This window comes from Streptomyces sp. SM1, assembly GCF_002910825.1.
GTDB classification, from domain to species: domain Bacteria; phylum Actinomycetota; class Actinomycetes; order Streptomycetales; family Streptomycetaceae; genus Streptomyces; species Streptomyces okerensis.
Window position 1 is genome coordinate 978 of record NZ_NEUB01000930.1, and the last position, 3,689, is coordinate 4,666.

Annotated in this window: 3 protein-coding genes and 1 pseudogene; 1 reads left to right on the plus strand and 3 read right to left on the minus strand. The window is 74.1% G+C overall.

Features of this window, described 5'->3' with window-relative positions; all coding sequences use genetic code 11:
* A pseudogene (locus B9S61_RS31975) lies at nucleotides 1-520 on the minus strand (polysaccharide pyruvyl transferase family protein); the annotation flags it as partial.
* Nucleotides 521-599: 79 nt separating this feature from the next.
* Entirely contained in the window at nucleotides 600-770 is a 171-nt protein-coding gene (locus tag B9S61_RS41220; protein WP_181007625.1) for a hypothetical protein, read from the minus strand.
* A 203-nt stretch (nucleotides 771-973) separates the two neighbouring features.
* On the opposite strand from B9S61_RS41220, the gene B9S61_RS31980 reads away from it, so the two are divergent.
* Entirely contained in the window at nucleotides 974-2,095 is a 1,122-nt protein-coding gene (locus B9S61_RS31980) for a winged helix DNA-binding domain-containing protein (protein ID WP_103545318.1), read from the plus strand.
* Nucleotides 2,096-2,193: 98 nt separating this feature from the next.
* Here the strand turns inward: B9S61_RS31980 and B9S61_RS31985 are convergent, their stop codons facing one another.
* On the minus strand, nucleotides 2,194-2,985 hold the full coding sequence (locus tag B9S61_RS31985) for a trypsin-like serine protease (RefSeq protein ID WP_103545319.1): 792 nt from the start codon (nucleotides 2,983-2,985) through the stop codon (nucleotides 2,194-2,196).
* Nucleotides 2,986-3,689: the final 704 nt, after the last annotated feature.

Below are 3,689 nucleotides of genomic sequence, written 5' to 3' on the forward strand. Positions count from 1 at the left end.
CCAGCCAGCGCGTCACCCGGTCGGCGACCTGCCCGTGCCGCCGCTGTTCCCCGTACTCCTGCTGCCCGTGGGTGAGGATCACCCCGACCACGGGCCGCGCGGGCACCGCCGGGGCACGGGCCGCGAGGTCCTCGGACGGCGCGCTGCCCGGGGCGTCCCGCGCCAGCACCCGGTGGAAACCGGTCGCGGCGGCGGCGTCGGGGTCGATCACGGACGTCCCCACGGCGATCCGCACGCAGTGCGCGAAACGCCGGTGCAGCTCCTCGACCTGCGGTCCGTGCAGGGGGCCGCACACGAACACCAGGTGGGTGTAGTCGCCCGGCCGCGCGTTGTCGAGGTGCAGGGCGTCCGGAAGGAAGCCGGGGCTCCACGCGACGTCGTACGACGTCCCGGACCCCCGCAGCACCTCCTCCACCCGGCGCAGCGCCAGTACGTCACCCGCGGTCGCCTCGCCGTCGCGGAAGCTGAACCACCCGGTCAGCAGGACCTTTCCCGGTCCCGCGCGCTCTCGTTCGTCCACGGGGCCCCGAGTGCCCCACTCCGGCGCAACGCAATCGGCCCGGCCACGGCGGTACGGGACTCACACGGCGGTACGGGTCTCAGCGGGAAGTCCGCTCCTGCCGGGCACCGGGGTCGCCGGCCAGTCCCCGCCGGGCCTGGTCCAGGGTTCGCTCGGCCACCTCGCGCACTTCGGCCACGACGTCACCGCGTTCGCGCACCAGGCCGTCGTAGACCGGCAGATGATCGTTGGCGGGGGAATGGGATGTCACGGAGTCCTGTCCTTCGGTGTGCGCGGAATCGTTCCGGGCGCCGCGGATCCGCCCTCCCACCGGGACGACGGACGTACGGGCCCGTGGAGAACAGCGCCGTCGGGCAGCCGCGGCGTTACTCTTCAGCGCGGGATGTCCCGAATGTGCGCAGGTGCGCACCCTTGCGGACAGATCCTGGCCGCAAGGGCCGTTAGCGTGCCGGTATGACGAAGACGAAGCGGAGCGTCACCCGGCCGCCGGCCGCCGTACTCGGCACCCGGGCCCTCAACCGGGCCACGCTCGAGCGGCAGCTGCTGCTGCGCCGCTCGCCGATGTCCGCCCAGGACGCGGTCGGGCACCTGATCGGTCTCCAGGCACAGAACGTCAAGCCGCCCTACTACGCGCTCGCCGCCCGCCTCGACGGCTTCACCCCCGAGGCGCTGTCCCGGCCCGTGGCCGCCCGTGAGGTCGTCCGTATCGTCACCATGCGCTCGACCATCCACACCCACACCGCCCGCGACTACCTCACCCTGCGGCCCCTGGTGCGGCCCGCCCGCGACCGTGAGGTGAACCAGTTCCGCAAAGGGCTCCCCGGCGTCGACCTGGACCGGCTCGCCGCACTCGCCCGCACACTCGTCGAGGCCGAGCCGCGCACGATGAAACAGCTGCGCGAGGCGCTGCTGGCCGAGTGGCCCGACGCCGACCCGCAGGCACTCGCCGTCGCCGCCCGCTGCAAGCTGCCGCTGGTGCAGGTCACCCCGCGCGGACTGTGGGGCCGCAGCGGACAGGTCGCGCTCACCACCGCCGAGCACTGGCTGGGCCGCCCCGCCGAGCCGGCCCCCGCGACACCGGACGACACGGTGCTGCGTTACCTCGCCGCCTTCGGGCCGGCCTCCGTGAAGGACATGCAGACCTGGGCCGGACTGACCCGGCTGCGCGAGTCCTTCGAACGCCTGCGGCCCCGGCTCGTGACCTTCCGGGACGAAGCCGGCACCGAGCTCTTCGACCTCCCGGACGCACCCCGCCCCGACCCCGGGACCCCGGCCCCGCCGCGCTTCCTGCCCGAGTTCGACAACCTGCTGCTCTCCCACGCCGACCGCACCCGCGTCATACCGCCCGAGTTCTGGGGCCGCAGCTGGAGCGGCAACGTCGCCCACCGGACGCTCCTCGTCGACGGCTTCCTCGCGGGCCTGTGGCGGCTGGACGAACAGGCCCTCGTCGTCGAGCCGTTCGGGCGGCTCGGCAAGGACCGGTGGGCAGAGGTCGCCGAGGAGGGCGAGCGCATGCTCCGGGTGATGCACCCGGGCACGGCGTACGACATCCGCGTCGGGACGGTGCGCGGCTGAACCCGGGCATGGACAGGGGGCGTTGCGGGCTGCTCGTGGAAGCTCGCAACGCCCCCTGGCTTGCTGCCTGAGGGGTACTCAGGAACCTGTGGGGCCGTTCACCGGCCGACCTGCGCCGTCACCTCGTCGGAGAACGTGGTCAGCCGGGTGTAGACGCCCGGGTATCCGGCCGCCGCGCAGCCGTCACCCCAGGAGGTGATCCCGGCCAGGCGTCCGCCGATCAGCAGGGGGCCGCCGCTGTCGCCCTGGCAGGTGTCCACCCCGCCGGAGGAGTAGCCGGCGCACACCATGTCGCTGGGCACGAACCTGGTCCGGTACGAACTCGCGCAGCTCGAGTCGGAGACGGTCGGCACGGTCGCCGTGCGCAACTGGTCGGACGAGGTGCCGCCGGAGGAGGTGGTGCCCCAGCCGAGCACGCGGGCGGTGCTGCCGGCCGCGTACACCGCGGTGTCCGAGGAGGAGACGTACGGCGCCGTGGCATACGGCATCGGCGCCGACAGGGTCAGCACGGCCACGTCGTCGCCGCGGGTGACGCGCCGGTAGTCCGGGTGGATCCAGATGTGGCCGACCCGGGCGACCGTACCGTTGGTGCCGTCGAGATAGGTCCGTCCGCCGACGACTCGCACGCTGCCCGTCGTCTCGCCGGTCATGCAGTGCGCGGCCGTGACCACCTTCGTGGGGGAGACCAGGGTGCCGCCGCAGAACTGGTCCTGCGAGGCGTCGGTGATCTGCATCATGAACGGGTACGCGGACGTCGTGGTCGTCGTACCGCCGACGATCGGCTGCGGGGCGGCCACGGCGGAGGGAGCGGCGAGCAGCGCGGTCGCGGCGGCTGCGGCGGTCGCCGCGACGGCGGCGGCGGCCCTTCTTGCGCGGGTGAGCCCTGACACTGGGTCTCCTCACGAGGTTGCCGGTGGGGGGTCGCACGGGTTGGGGGACGAGCCCGAGGGCTCCGTCCTCCGTGTGCCCGGCGAGCGGCACGACGCTCACGCTACGACCCCCGCCCGTCCCTCCCAATGAGGGAACCCCCTAAGGCAGTTGGGGCAGGGAAAACCCTCGGTTCCGCGAACCGGCCCCGCAGCACGGCGACCTGCCACCACAGCGAGCCGGGTTCGGCCACCCCGGAGCCGGGGCATGCCCGGGAGCTCACCGTGGCGGCCTGGTGCGGGCGCGCGGAGCCGCGACCTGAAGTGGGGTTCGGTGTGGAAACCCGTTTGCGGGGTCTGGAGTTGAGGGCTCGGCGCGGAGGCTTGGACGGGGTCCTGGTGTGGCGCCCCGGCGAGCCCCGGCGCCTGATCCCGGCGGGGTCTCCCGGATGAGGGCGTCGGCTTGGAGCGCACGTCCGCCGAGGGCGCGCGGGGTTGGGTCGGACGGGAGCGCGGAAGGCTGGTGCCGCACCCGAGTCGGCGCCCGCAGTGGGCGCCCGGTGCGAAGGACCCGTGCGGGTGCCCGATACGGGCTCCCAGGGGCGGGGGCCCGGTGCCTGCGCCGGGTGCGGACGCCCCGGAACCGAAGTCCGGCCCCGGAGCCCGTGTGACCTTCCTGAGGCGCGGCCCGGCGCGGGGGCCTGGTGCCGAGCCGGGTTCGGGCGTCC